Raw genomic sequence first — 14,453 nt, 5'->3', positions numbered from 1 at the left:
ACAAGCACGCAGCTTAGCAGTCAGGCGCGACCGTGCGCATCAGCGTTTCCCGGGGCAGGTCGAACGCCTCGACCACCTGCACCGCCAAGTCCATTTCCTGGTTCAGCGCCTCGCGCTCCATACGCTGGCGAATCACCCCCAGCACCAGCACCGCCAGGGTCGTGATGGAGTATGCCGGCCCGGAAAACGCGCGCACCCCGCTCACCAGCAGCATCGCCGCCGCCAGCGCCTGCCCCACCACCGGAATCGCCGTGGCCGCACCGCGCCGCAGGATAAACCCGGTCAACCCGGCCAACGCCGTACCGCTCAAGGCGGTGGTGGCCGAACGGCCGACATCGAAACGCTTGAAAAACCCCTGTTCCTTCTGCGCTGCCGCCCTGAGTTCGGCCTCGAACACCTGGCGGTCGGCCAGGCTGAGCTTGTCCTTGTACTGCTCGATCAGGGCCTCGGCGACCCGCTCTTCCAGGCTCACCAACGCCACGCTATCGATGGGCTGGTCAAACTTGATGCCGACGCGCAGGGCCACATCCTGGGCCAATTGGCGGTAACTCACACCATGTCCACGGGCCAGGTTCATAAGGCTGTCGCCGCCCATGCGCTGCAATTCGATAGCCAGCTTCAGCGGGTCGCGCACATCGGCATCGATGGTCGCGCTGCGCTTGGCGGCCATCAGCTCGGCGAGAAACTGCAACTCCGCCACCCGGGCCTGGCGCAGTACGGGAAGCAGGTCCACATCGTCTTCGGCAAAGCGCACCTCGGCACTGCGCGAATCCGCACGGATCATGCCGCGGCGCTCGTGCAGCAAGTCGGTGTACTGCACCACCGTCTTCAACTGCGGCCAGTAGGCAGCGTGATCGAAGGTGACCAGGTGCACGTTGCTCACTTTGCCCTTGAGGGATGGGGTCAGGGGAATGGCGTAGCGGCCAATGCAGCGCTCGGTATCCGGCTTGAGCGCCAGGGCCCAGTCCTTGCTGGAATGGCAGTTGATCACCCGTCCCTTGAGTGGCGCCGACACCTGTTCCCAGGGGCTGGAGGTACAAATCGCGCCGCCCATCAACAACAGGTGATTGAGCGGCAGCTCCCGGGCCAGTTCCGGGCTGGCCAACAGGCTCTTGACCAGCAGGCGTGCGCCCAGGGAATGGCCGACCAGGTTGATCTGGCGCACCTCGATCGACTCGGCATGCAGGTAGTTGGCCAGCTCCGCCAACAGCGTCCGGGCCACTTCGTCCACCCGCGCCTCGACACTTTTGTAGTGATCGAGGAAATAACCCACGGCCTTGCCCAGGCCCACCGTCGCCGCGCCCAGGGTGCCGCCGCCGAGCATCGAGGCGATGATGTCCTTGAAGGGGGCGAACAGGTTTTCCAGGAAATGCCCGGCCGGCCAGAACAGCATCAGGTTGGTCGAACCCTCGATCCCCGCCAGTTGCCCTTGGAAGTTGGCCAACTGCTGCTGATTGAAAAACGCGGAATAGCCATGGACATAGAGATTGAGCACCGGCCCCTGGGGCTCGCCGCACAGCACGAACGAGGGCTTGCGGGTGCGGTGCATTTCATCCCACTGGTGTTGCATGAGGCGCTGGCTCCTGGTGAAAACGCAGAGCGATAGTAACAAATGTGGGAGCTGTCGAGCCCTGGCGCCTACAAGGGATTCGCACTGGCCTGTATCCGGTGGATCTTAAGCCAAAAAAAGCCGCCCTCGCGGGCGGCTTGAAGAACTCGGCCTTGATCAGAAACCGAGGGAAAAACTGATAGTCATCGCATGGTCCTTGTCATTGCGAGACAGTTGGCCCGAATAACCCAGCCCCAATTTGCCGTTAGGGCTGATCTGATAGTCGACGCCCGCCTCCACCACTGCGCTGTCCTTGGCAATCGGCACGCCTTGAGTGCTGAAGGAAGCGCCGCCGTTGATAAAGCTCAGATCGGCATCCGGCTGGGTATCGCCGAAAGCGTGGCGCCAGCCGATACTGCCCCGTGGGGTGATGCTCGAACCGTTGCCCAGGGTGATGGTTTTACCCAGGCGCACACCAAGGGTGGAGAACGTGATGTCCTGGTCGGCATCCCCTTTGAGCGCCGCAGAACCGCCTTTTTCCTTGAGGGTATCGCTGTCGTAGTTGACGTAGGCAAGGCCTGCGAACGGCTCCACGGCCAGGCCACCGGCCTGCAGGGTGTAACCGACTTCACCGAACACTTGCGCACTGCGTGCCTTGTAGTCGGCTTTCAGGCGCTGGCCTTCGGCGCCCACGGCCACGTCACGTTTGCTTTCGATATCGTGCCAGGTGTAACCCACGCCCAGGCGCGCGGCGAAGGCCTCTTGCTGGTACGCGGTGTAGGCCATCAGGTGGTAGCTGTCGATATCGGCACTGGAGTGGCGGCGCTTGGCGTCCAGGTCACTGCGGGTATAGCCGGCAGCGACGCCGGCACGCCAGGTGTCGTCCAGTTGCTTGTCGGTGCCCAGCAGGAAGCCGCTGAGGTTGCGGTCCAGGCGCGCGGTGTCGCTGTCGCCGCCCATATGGCCCCAAGTACCGAGGACACGCATCCAGCCCACCATTTCGCCGTGGCAGCCAGCGCTGCTCAGGCGGTTTTCGCTGGGTGCCAGGCTGTTGCGCGGATCGTCCTGACGGTAGCAGCCCGGTTGGCGCATGCGCTCGTTGACCGCGTCACGCACGTAGCGCGAGTCTTCAAGCAAGGCGCTGGCGGTGCTGGCGTGGATCTCCCCTGACAGGCTGTCGAAGGCCGCGCGGGCACCGGCTGCATTGCCGGTGAGCAAGGCATTTTGGACGGCGCTGCCGCCCACTGCCGCGCCGCTGCCCAAGGCGGTGGCCACCGCCCGCTGGTTGCCGGTGGCCGCCACGCTGGCGAAGCTGGTGGTGTTGCGGCTCACGGCCAATGCCACCTGGTTCGGACTGTAGTTGAGGGCAGTATCGAGGAACGCCAGGTTCTCCAGGTTGGTGTGGGTAAAGGTACCAGTCACCCCACCGCCAGCCGTCAGCAGGGTATAGGTGGCAGGCCCGGTGTAAGGCGCCAGGTTCACCACATTCAGGCTACCCGCCAGGTTCGCACTGCCACCGACCGCCAGGGAACCGGCCGCCGAGGGAGTGATCAGCAGATTGAGGGTGCCATCGGCCGCGTTGGTGAAGTTGCCGGCGACGCTGAGTTTGCCGCTGTCGGGGGTGACGACACCGTGGTTGATCAACGAGCCGACACTGCCGTTGCCACTCAGGCCGGCGCCATTGGCGACGGTCACCTGACCGCCCAGCACCGTCCCGGGGTTGCTGGCATTGCCCACTTGCAGCAAGCCCTGGTTGACCGCCACCGCACCGCTCAGCGGCTGATTGCCGGTCAGCAACAGGCTGCCACTGCCCTGCTTGATCACTGTGCCGGTACCGGCCAGTGTGCCATTGAACTGGCCGTTGCTGTCTTGCTGGAACAACAGGTTGGCGTTGTTGGTGATTGCGCCTTGCAGGCTGGTGGTGTTCCCCACCAACGTCCCGCCGCTGACGGTCGTCCCGCCGCTGTAGGTGTTGGCGCCGCTCAGCAACAAGGTGCCCGCGTCGGTTTTGTTGATCCCACCGCTCCCCACCAGGGGGGCCGAGACTTCGGTGGTCACGCCGGCATTGATGCGCACGACCGCCAGGCTACCGTCTGCGGCATTGGTGGGGCTGAGGCTGCCACCCGTGCCGGCGACCAGGGCGTAGCCGCTGTCCAGCACTTGCAGACCGGTGAAGGCCTGGTTGCCCGCCACGGTCACGGTACCGCCCTGCCCGCCAAACACCGCGAACTGGTTGTTCGAGGCCTGGCCTTGGGTGCCGGTAGGGTCGGTCCAGTTGGTGCCAGGCCCCCAGGTGCCGCTACCGCCATGTACCGTGCCGTCAGGGCTGGTGGTGCCGCCGTTCCAGAACTGGATTTGCCCAGGCGTGGCTTGCACCAGCAGGTTGAGCTGGTTGGCCAGCGCCGTTTGCAGGCTCAATGCGCCCGGCACAATCGAGGTTGGCAAGGTGCCCAGCAGCAGGCCGTTGTCGGTCAGGCTGCCACCGTAGCGGAACAACTGGTAGACGCCGACGCCAAACCCGCCAGCGTCGCTGACGTTAAGGGTGCCATCCAGGGTCAGGTTGCCAGCCACGTTGACCACCGTGGTCGAGGCGCCCGGTGCGCCGAGGGCAAAGTCCAGATGGGTCCCCGCCGACAAGGCCAGGGCGCCCACGGACAACGGCGTCGCAGCCCCGCCAGTGAGGGTTGAACCATCCGCCATGCTCACCGCCCCCGCCAATTGCCCACTGCCGCCCAGGGAGGCGCCGCTGGCGACCTGGATCGCGGCGCTGTTGAAGGTACCGTTGACCACCAGGCCGCCGGCCGTGACGTGGGTGCTACCCGTGAAGGTGTTGTTGCCGGTCAGCAGCAGATCGCCCGTGCCGGTCTTGGTCAACGAACCGCTGCCGGTGAGGTTGCCGGTGTAGGTACCGTCGGCATTTTGCTCGAAGGTCAGTGCTGCGTTGTTGGCAATCGCCCCTTGCAGGCTACTGGTGCTGCCGGTGGTGCTGCCGCCATTGAGAAGGGTCCCGCCGCCATAGGTGTTGCTGCCAGTGAGCAACAGCGCACCGTTGCCGCTTTTCACCAGGCTGGCGCTGCCGCTGATTGCCCCACTCAAGGTCAGGTCATGGCTGCCCAGCAGCGTCAACTGCCCCCCCAGGGCAATGGCATTGGCCAGTTGCAGGGCGCTGCTGCCATCCAACTGCGCCGCGCCACCCACGCTCAGGGCACCACTGCCCAGTGCAGCGTTGTTGCCAAGGGTCAACTGCCCGGCATTGAGGCCGGTGCCGCCGTTGTAGGTGTTGACGCCATTGAGGGTCAGGCTGGACGTCCCGGTTTTCACCAGGCTGCCATTGCCGCTGAGCACGCCATCCAGTGTCAAGGCGTTGGCGCCGCCCACGGTCAAGGCGCCGTTGAGCAGTGCGTTATTGCCCAGGGTGACGGCGGTGTTGCTGGCCAGGGTGGTGCCGTTGGCGGCGGTCAACACGCCCGTGCCCAGGGCACTGTTGTTGCCCACCACCAGGGTGCCGCCGTTGAGGGCGGTGCCACCGGTGTAGCCATTGGCGGCGTTGAGCACCAGGGTGCCGCTGTCGAGCTTGGCCAGGGTACCGCTGCCGTTGAGGGTTACACCGAGGGTCGCGGTGACGTTGGGATCGACCCGCACCGCCGTGTTGCCGGTGCCGCCATTGACCAGGTTCAACTGGCCAGCGGTACCGGCCACCAGGTTGTAGCCGTCGCTGACAAATTGCATGCCCGTCAGGCTTTGGCTGCCCTCCACCGTGACGGTGCCAGCTGCACCCTGGAACACCGCAAACTTGTCGCTCCAGTTCTGGTTGAGGCTGCCGTCGACATTGGCCCAGTTGGTGCCACTGCCCCAGGTACCGTTGCCGCCTTCGATGGCGCCGTTGCCGATCGACTGGCCGCCGTCCCAGAACTGCACGGTGGTATTGGGCGCGATCACCACCAGGTTGACCTTGTTGTTGATCGCGGTTTGCAGTTGCAGGTCATCGGCAATCACGCTGGACGGTAGCGTGCCGAGGGTCAGGCCGTTATTGGTCAGGGCCCCGCTGTAGTTGATGAGGTTATAGACGCCAGTGCCGAAACCGCCGAGGTCACTGACATTGAGGTTGCCATCCAGCACCAGATCGCCGCCGACATTCAGCAGCCCACCGCCGCCACCGACTACCGGTGTGCCAAGGCCAACATCCAGGTTGGCATTGCCCCCCAGCACCAGCGAACCCACCGTCAGTGCACTGCCGCTGCTCAAGCCCAGATGGCCGCCATCGGCCACCGTCACCGCGCCGCTCAAGGTGCCGCCACCGCTCAAGGTCGCGCCGCTGTTGACCGTCACGCTGCTGCTGGCCAGGCTGCCCGCCACATTGAGCGTGCCGCCGGTGACGCTGGTAGCACCGCTCAGGCTGCTGTTGCCGGTCAGGTTGAGCGTGCCGGTGCCGACTTTATCCAGCGCACCGCCGCCGCCCAGGCTGCCGCCGAAGGTGTTATTGCCGCCGATGGTCAGCGTATTGCCCGCCGCCACTTGCAACGCACCGTTGCCAGCCAGGGTGTTGAACGCGGCGCTGCTGCCCAGGTCAAGGGTTGCACCGCTACCCACGGTAACCCCGGAGGCGTTGCCCAAGGCACCGGCGCCGACCGTGGTCAATGTGCCGCCCATGACATTCAACGGCCCGGTCAACAGGTTGTTGCCGCTGAGGGTCAGGCCTGCCGTGCCGTTTTTGATCAACGCGCCATTCCCGGCCAAGACGCCAGCCAGGGTCAGGTCGTGGCTGCCGGCAATGGTGAGGTCGGCATTGAGGTCGATGGCATTGGCCAGCACCAGCGGTGCGCTGTTATCCAGGGTGGCCATGCCGCCCACGCTCAGGTTGCCACTGCCCAGCGCAGTGCTGCTGCCGACGGTGAGCGTACCGGCGTTGAGCAATGTACCGCCACCGTAGCTGTTGGCCCCGTTGAGGCTGAGGTTGGCGCCACCGTTTTTGATCAATTGCGCGGCGCCGTCGATGATCCCGTCGAGGCTCAGGCCATTGCTGCCAGCCACTGTCAGCGCGCCATTGAGGGTCACGGCATTGCCCAGCGTCACATTCGCGCTGCTATCGAGGCTCGCCGGGCTGTTGACCAGCAAGGCGCCAGAGCCCAGGGCACTGCCCGTGCCGACGGTCAGGCTGCCGGCATTGAGTTGAGTGCCGCCCACATAGCCATTGTTGCCGGCCAGGGTCAGGTTGCCGATGCCGCTTTTGATCAGGCCGCCGGCCCCGTTGACCGGGCCGTTGAGGGTCAGGTCCGACGTGCCGAGGATGCCCAGGTTGCCGGTCAGGTTCAGCCCATTGGCAAGGGTCACTGCCGTGGTGGTGTCGAGGGTGGTCCCGGCGCTGGTGTTCAAGGCACCTGCGCCCAGGGCGCTGTTGGAGGCCAGGATCAGCCCGCCCGCATTCAGGGCGGTAGGCCCCACGTAGGTGTTGTTGCCACTCAAGGTCAGGCTGGCGATACCGTTTTTGATCAGGCTGCCGGCGCCGCTGACGGTCCCCGCCAGGGTCAGGGCATTGCTGCCACCGAGGGTCAGGTTGCCGTTGAGCGCCACGCCATTGGTCAGCGCGACGGCAGCGTTAGTGTCCAGGGTGGTGCCGTTGGCGGTGGTCAGCAGGCCGCTGCCCAGGGCGCTGTTATTGCCGAGGATCAAGGTCCCGCCATTGAGCGCCGTACCGCCGGTGTAAGTGTTGCTGCCGTTGAGCACCAGGGTGCCGCTGTCGAGCTTGGCCAGGGTGCCGCCGCCGTTGAGGTTCACATCCAGGGTCGCGGTGACAGTGGGATCGACCCGCACCGCGGTAGTGCCGCCAGTGCCATTGAACAGGGTCAAGCCCCCTGCCGTGCCGCCCACCAGGTTGTAGCCGTCGGTGACAAACTGCAGGCCAGTGACCGCCTGCGCACCGTCCACGGTGACGGTGCCCGCCGTGCCCTGGAATACCGCCAGGCTGTTGGGTGTCCAGCCCTGGTTGAAACCGCCGTTGAGCCCGGTCCAGTTGGTCGCCGCCGCGTTCCAGGTGCCATTGCCACCTTCGATGGCGCCGTTGCCCGCCAGTTGGCTGCCATCCCAGAACTGCACGTTAGTGCTGCCATTGACCAGCAGGTTGATCTGGTTGCCGATGGCGGTTTGCAGATCGAGGCTGCCAGGCAGGATGCTGCCGGGCAGGCTGCCCAGTTGCAGGCCATGGTTGGTCAACACGCCGGTGTAGTCGATCAGGCGATAGATCCCGGCGCCAAAGCCGCCAATATCACTGATGTTGAGGGTGCCATCCAGGGTCAGGTTGCCCAGCACTTTGAGCAGCTCGGTGCCGCCTGTGGACGGTGCGCCGAGGCCGGCATCCAGGTTGGCGTTGGCCCCCAGCACCAGCGAGCCGGTGGTCAGGGTGCTGCCGGATTTCACCGCCAGGTGGCCACCGTCAGCGATATTCACCGCCCCCAGCAAAGTGCCGGCGCCACCGAGGGTCGCGCCGCTGTTCACATTGACCCCGGCACTGGCCAGTTGACCATTGACGTTCAGGGTGCCCGCGCTGACCTGGGTATTGCCCGTCAGTACACTGCTCCCGGACAACGTGAGTGTGCCGCTGCCGAGTTTGTCGACATTGCCCAGGCCGGCAAGAACCCCACCAAAGGTACTGCTCTGATTATTGGCGCCCAGGCTCAAGGTATTGCCCAGGCCGACCAGCGCAGTGCCCGCGCCGCTGAGGTTGCCCAAGCTGGCGGAACTGCCCAGGTTCAAGGCAGTACCGGCCGCCAGGTTGAGCGTGCTGTTGTTGCCCAGCGCGCCATTGCCCAGGGTGCTGAGACTGCCCGCCTGGATATCCAGCAGGCCGCTGAAGGTGTTGTTGCCCGACAGGGTCAGGTCTGAGGTGCCGGTCTTGATCAGGCTGCCATTGCCTGCGACCACTCCGGCCAGGGCCAGGTTATGGCTGCCGCCCACAGTCAAGCCGGCGTTGACGGTCAGCCCGCCGGCCAGCACCAGCGGTGCGTTGTTGGCCAGGGTCGCATTGCCCGTGACGATCAGGCCGCCGGTGCCCAGTGCCGCAGCGTTACCCAGGGTCAGGGTTCCCGCTTTGAGGGTGAGGCCGCCCTGGTAGGTGTTCAGACCATTGAGGGTCAGGTTCGCCCCGCCGTCTTTGATCAACCCTCCCGCACCGCTGACCAGACCGCCCAGGGTCAGGTCTTGGGTGCCGGCCAGGGTCAGGTCGGCATTGAGCTGCACCGCCTGGGTACCCAGGTTCAGCGCCGCATTGTTGCCCAGGGTCGATGCGCCCCCCACGGTCAGGCTGCCCAGGCCCAGTGCCCCGGCATTGCCCAGGGTCAGGGTGCCTGCATTCAGGGTGATGCCACCGAGAAAGCCATTGGCCGAATTGAGGATCAGGTTGGCGGCGCCCTCCTTGGTCAGGCTACCGGCGCCATTGATCGCGCCGCCCAGGGTCAGGTCGGCGCTACCGCCGATGCCCAGGTTGCCCGCCAGGTTGATGCTATTGCCGACACTGACAGCGGTGCTGCTATCCAGGGTCGTGCCGCCCGCCGCATTCAACGCACCGTTACCCAGGGCGCCGCCGTTCGCCAGGATCAGGCCACCGGTGTTGAGTGCGGTGGGCCCCAGGTAAGTGTTCACACCGCCCAACGTGAGCTGCGAGGTGCCATTTTTGACCAGCCCGCCTGCACCACTGATCACGCCATTCAAGGCCAGGGCATTGTTGCCGGCGACGCTGAGGTCGCCGGCCAGGGCCACGTCATTGCCCAGGATCACGGCTTTGTTGCTCGACAGTGTGGTGCCTGCGGCCGCGCTCAACAGGCCGCTGCCCAGTGCGGTATTGCTGCCGACCACCAGTGCCCCGCCATCGAGGGCAGTACCGCCGGTATAGCTGTTGTTGCCATTGAGCACCAGGGTGCCGCTGTCGAGCTTGGCCAGTTTGCCGGCCCCGTCGATATTCACCCCCAGGGTCGCGGTGAGGGTTGGATCGACGCGGATCGCCGTGTTGCCAGTGCTGCCGTTGACCGCCGTCAGTTGCCCCGCCGCACCGCCCACGACGCTGTAGCCGTCGCTGGCAAATTGCATCCCGGTGAACTGCTGCGTGCCGTCTACGCTGACCGTGCCCGCCGCGCCGGTGAATACGGCAAAGCCGCCGGCCCAGGCCGAGTTGGGCGTGCCGCCGATGGCTGTCCAGTTGCTGGCGCCGACACTCCAGGTGCCGTTGCCGCCCTCGACGGTGCCATTGCCGGACGTCTGGCTGCCGTCCCAGAACAACATGTTGGCCACCGACACCACCACATTCACCTGGCTGGCCGTGGAGACATCCACCAGCACGTCGCCGAGGTTGAAGCCCTGTGGTACGCCGGTCACCGTCAAGCCCTGCCCGGTCAGGCTGCCGCCGTAGTTGATCAGCCGATAGATGCCCGCGCCGAAGGCCCCGCCATTGCTCACATTCAGGTTGCCATCCAGGCTCACATTGCCGCCGACGTCGAGCAGCGGCGTCAGTGACGGAGCCCCCAGGTTCACGTCCAGATTGGCGCCGCTGCCCACCACCAGCGAAGCCGCGGACAGCGTATCCCCACTGTTCAAGGCCAGATGGCCACCGCTGTTGATATTCAGCGTGCCCAGCACTGCCCCACCCCCGGTCAGGGTGCCCCCGGCATTCACATCGACGACAGCACTGCCCAACGAGCTACTCACCTTCAAGATGCCGGCATTGACCTGGGTATTACCGCTGAGGCTGTTGACCCCGGTCAGGTCGAGCTGGCCACTGCCGACTTTGATCAGGCTGCCGCTGCCGGTGAGGCTGCCGCCAAACGTCGTACTGGTGTTGGCGCCCCCGACGGTCAAGCTGTTGTTCAAGCCGACGTCGACAACCCCGGCACCACTCAAGTCGCCAAGCACGCCATTGCCTGCCAGGTTGAGGCTGGCACCGGCACCGATGTTCAGCCCGGCGTTGTCACCGAGGGCAGCAGCGCTGCCGGCGAACACAGTACCGCCCAGGATGTTGATGGCGCCGGTAAAGGTGTTGTTGCCGGTCAGGGTCAGGTCGGCCACGCCATTTTTGGTCAGGCCGCCGGCGCCACTGATGACCCCGCCCAGGGTTAAGTTGTTGTTACCGGCCAGGGCCAGGTTGGCGTTGAGGGTGATGTCGTTGCCCAGGGTGAAAGCCGCGCTGTTGTCCAGGCTCGCCGCACCACCGACCGTCAACGCGCCGCTGCCCAGGGCCGATGCATTGCCCAGGGTCAGGCTGCCGGCATTGAGCACAGTGCCTGCCTGATAGGTATTGATGCCATTGAGGGTCAGGTTGGCCGCGCCCTCTTTGATCAGCGGGCCGGTGCCGCCAAGGGCACCGCCCAGGGTCAGGCCGTTGCTGCCCGCCACGGTCAGGCCGGCGTTGAGGGTAATGTCATTGGCCAGGGTCACCGCTGAGCTACTGTCCAGGGTTGCCGCGCCGCCCACGGTCAAATTGCCCACCCCCAGCGCCGTATTGCTGCCTGCCGTCAATGTGCCGGCGTTGAGGTTCAAACCACCTTGGAAAAGGTTGTTGCCGCTGAGGCTCAGGTTGGCGCTGCCATTCTTGGTCAGGCTGCCGACCCCGATAATCGGCCCCGTGAGGCTCAGGTCCGCCGTCCCAGCCACGGTCACCGCGCCGGTGAGGTCGACCTGGTTATTCAGGGTCGCCGTGGCATTGGCATCCAGCGTGGTACCGCCGGCCGCGCTCAACACGCCTGAACCCAGTGCGCCGTTGGCACCGACCACCAGTTTGCCGAGGTTCAGTGCGGTATTGCCTTGATAGCTGTTGGTGCTGCCCAGGATCAGGTCGCCGCTGGCGTCCTTGACCAGGCCACCGCTACCACTGATTGCCCCGCCCAGGGTCAGGGCATTGCTGCCGATGACGGTCAGGTTGCCCAGCAGGTCGATGCCATTGCCCAGGGCAATCGCTGCGCCCAACACCGTGCCGGTACTCAGGCTGGTGCCGGCGCTGGCCGACAGGCTGCTGCTGCCCAGTGCGGTGTTGCTGCCGACCACCAGGGTGCCGCTGTTCAACGCGGTCGTGCCGCCATACGTGTTGTTGCCGTTGAGCGTCAGGCTGGCAGTGCCGGCCTTGATCAAGCCGCCCACCCCCTGGATCACGCCTCCCAGGGTCAGGGCGTTGGCCCCGTCCACCGTCAAGGCGGCGTTGAGGTTGATCTGGTTGCCAGCCGTCACGGCCGTGGTGCTGTTGAGCGTGCTGGCGCCGGCCACGGTCAAGGCACCGCTGCCCAATGCACCGCCATTGCCCAGGGTAAGGCTGCCGCCATTGAGGGTCGTGCCGCCCTGGAAGGTATTGGCCACGCCGAGCAGCAGGTTGCCCCCACCGTTCTTGAGTAGCTGGCCGGCGCCGCTGATCACGCCACCCAGGGCCAGGCCGTTGGTCCCGGCCAGGCTCAGGTCGGCGTTTAACAGCAGCCCATTGGCCAGGGCAGTATTGGCCCCGTTGTCCAGGGTCGACGCAGCGCCAACCGTCAAGTTGCCGGTGCCCAGGGCCGCGTTGTTGTTAAGCGTCAGGGTGCCGCCATTGAGCGTCGTACCGGCCAGGAAGGTGTTCGCATTGTTGAGGGTCAACTTGGCCGTGCCGTTCTTGGTCAGCCCGCCACTGCCACCGATCACGCCACCCAGGGTCAGATCGCCGGCGCCCCCCACAGTCAGGTTGCCGGTGACATCCAGGAGATTGCCCAGGGTCAGTTGGGTGCTGGCATTGAGGCTGGTGCCATTGCTGGTGCTCAGCAAGCCCGAGCCAAGCGCGCCCGACGCCCCGAGCACCAGGGCGCCAGCGCTCAACTGTGTGCCACCGCCATAGGTATTGGTGCCATTGACGATCAGGTTGCCCGTGCCGGTCTTGATCAGGCTGCCACCCCCCGTGACCGTCCCGCCCAGGGTCAGGTGGTTGTTCCCGTCCGCCAGCAGGCTCACCGCGCCGAGCAGGGTGACGTTGTTATTGAGGGTGACCTGGCTTTTGCTGACCAGCGAGGTACTGCCCGCCGCCACCAGGTTGCCAAAGCCCAATGCGTTGTTCGAGCCGAGCAACAGACGCCCAACGTTCAGCGTGGTCCCCCCGAGATAGGTATTGTTGCCACTTAAGGTCAGGTCAGCCGTGCCATTTTTGCGCAGAGCGCCCACGCCATCCACATTGCCGCCCAGGGTCAGGTTGGCAGTGCCCGGCACGGTCAGGGTGGCCAAGTTATTGAGTGTAATGTTGTTGTTCAGGCTCAGTGCGGTGCTGGCATCCAGCGAACTGCTGCCGGTGACGGTCAACGGCCCAGCGCCCAAGGCCGAAGCGTTACCCAGGGACAACCCGCCACTGTTTAAAAACGTGCCGTTGAAGTAGGTATTGGCACCGTTGAGGGCCAGAACCCCGAGGCCGCTCATGTTCAGCGTGCCCGCGCCGCTGAGGGTGCCGCCCAAGGTCAAACCATTGCTGCCCTGTACTGTCAGCCCACCGGAACCGATCGCCACGTTATTGGCCAGGCTCAGGTTGCCGGCGCTGGCGATCAACGTCCCGCCATTGATGCTCAGCAAGCCGCTGCCAAAGGCGGCGTTATTATCAAATGCCGCAGTGCCGCCAGTGAACAGGGTCGAGCCGTTGACCAACGCCCCTTGCAAGGACCAGTTGCCCCCCTTGATCTGCAGGTTGTTGAAGTTGATGTATTGGCCGCTGGAGGCCGTGCCTGTCTGGGTTGTCGCGTTCACCCCCGCCAGTTGGTTATCCAGCACCAGAGTGTTCTGGGTGCCGCCCGCACCACCGTCGACCGTGCCGGTGGGCGCAAACGATAGGTTGACATTGACCAGCCCACCCAGGCTCAAGCCCGCCCCGGCACTCACCAAAGAGCCGGTGACCGCTGTAAAGGTGTTGCCGCCGCGCCCGGCGCCCAGGGATACGCCGCCGTTAAGCGTGCCGGCGTTGATAAAGGCGTTGCCGACCCCGCCAACGCTGCCAGAGGCTTCAAAACCGATCCTGCCCGTCACCACGCCGCTGTTGGTCATATTGACCTGGGAACCACCCTGCACCACCACCATGGGCGCATCGGCCGGTTGCAGCACCGATACGCCGATGCTGGAGGCGCCAATGGTGCCGCTGTTATTGAGGATCGTGGTGAAGCCTGCGCCGTTGGTGATATTCAGCGCTGCGCCGCCGAGCAGCGAGGCCACATCCACCAAGGGAATGGTGCCCATGATCGTGCCGCTGTTGAGCACCGATACGTTGCCCGAGGTTGAAGAGTTGCCGATGACCACCCCACTGCTCAGGACGCCGATAGGGCCGAGGAAGGCAGGATTGATGACACCCAGGTTCGTCAGGGAAACCCCGCTGCCGGTCAGGCTCAACACTGAACCCACCACCGTATTCATCCGCGCCAGGGCGTCAACCGTGACCCGCAGGCCATTCACCGCGCTGGCAAAGTTATTCGGCGCGACCGGTATAACCGCAACCCCGGTACACAAGACCGCGTCTCCCTGTACCGGCGCGCCCGGTGAGCACGCCGCCAACGCCTCGGGGCTCGCCAGGCTAGCCACCAGCCCGAGCAGACCCAGGCGAATCGCAAGAGTGAGGGGAGAAACACGGGTTTTGGCGCCGGCAACAAGTCTTCTTTCCACGGTTTACTCCTTGTGGTTCAAGCCTTTCGTCCGTGAATGCGTAGAAGCCCAGTGCAACAGATCCAACACGCACCGAAAGCGAATTACCTGACCGTGATGACAACAATCCTGTTGTCAGAACCGTAGCTGACGCGCGCAAAAGTCATTGAAATAAATGGTATTAATACTTTCGTAAGCGTCCTGTAGGATTTGGACGACATCCAACAGGCGCTGGCGCACAGCGCGGCACCCTGGCAAAAATTCAGATTCAGCAACGTAAAAGCGCGCTCTAATG

At 64.9% G+C, this 14,453-nt stretch carries 2 protein-coding genes; both read right to left on the bottom strand.

Features of this window, described 5'->3' with window-relative positions:
• Window positions 1-13 precede the first annotated feature (13 nt).
• Window positions 14-1,570 carry a DUF726 domain-containing protein gene (locus tag HZ99_RS00360; protein ID WP_038440445.1) on the bottom strand — a complete coding sequence of 519 codons (1,557 nt, stop codon included), beginning with the start codon at window positions 1,568-1,570 and terminating at the stop codon, window positions 14-16.
• A 156-nt stretch (window positions 1,571-1,726) separates the two neighbouring features.
• Window positions 1,727-14,179 (bottom strand): autotransporter-associated beta strand repeat-containing protein, encoded by a 12,453-nt coding sequence (locus tag HZ99_RS00355; RefSeq protein ID WP_235205545.1) that lies wholly within the window; start codon window positions 14,177-14,179, stop codon window positions 1,727-1,729.
• Between the last annotated feature and the right edge of the window lie 274 nt (window positions 14,180-14,453).

The organism is Pseudomonas fluorescens (genome assembly GCF_000730425.1).
Lineage (GTDB): Bacteria > Pseudomonadota > Gammaproteobacteria > Pseudomonadales > Pseudomonadaceae > Aquipseudomonas > Aquipseudomonas fluorescens_X.
This window is presented reverse-complemented; position numbering and strand designations above follow the sequence as displayed.